This is a genomic window from Pseudomonas sp. sp1636, assembly GCF_030376615.1.
In the GTDB taxonomy this organism is placed as follows: Bacteria; Pseudomonadota; Gammaproteobacteria; order Pseudomonadales; family Pseudomonadaceae; genus Aquipseudomonas.
Genome location: NZ_JARRAB010000051.1, coordinates 1 through 474 on the forward strand (window position 1 = coordinate 1; position 474 = coordinate 474).

1 protein-coding gene is annotated in these 474 nt (G+C 65.2%); it reads left to right on the forward strand.

The annotated features are described in order from the left end of the window. On the forward strand, positions 1-474 hold a 474-nt coding region (locus tag P8H27_RS20535; RefSeq protein ID WP_289639603.1), incomplete at both ends, for a VCBS domain-containing protein.

A 474-nucleotide genomic window follows, 5' to 3' on the forward strand; every position in this document is an offset into this window, starting at 1 on the left:
AACAACGCCAATCCGGCGGTGCAGGGTCTGGATGCGGGTGAGAGCCTGAGCGAGACCTTCAGCTACACCATGCAGGACGCCGATGGCGACACCGCCATGGCCACCCTGACCATTACCATTACCGGCAGCAACGATGGGCCGAAGGTAACGGTCGATCCGGGCAACGACGGCGCTAACGACCGAGTCTTCGAAGCCGGCCTGGCCCAGGGCTCGGACGCCGCCAGCAACAGCGAATTCGCCAGCGGCACCTTTACCCTGAGCGACGCCGACGGCCTGGACGACCTGCAGAGCGTGACCATCAACGGCGTGACCGTGGCCATCGGCAGTTTGGCCGGCAGCGTGTTCACCGGCGCCCACGGCAGCCTGACCATCAGCGCCTACAACAGCACCACCGGGGTGGCCAGTTACAGCTATGAGCTGACCAGCTCGACCACCGACGGCCCGGGTATCGAGAGCGACAACTTCACGCTCAGC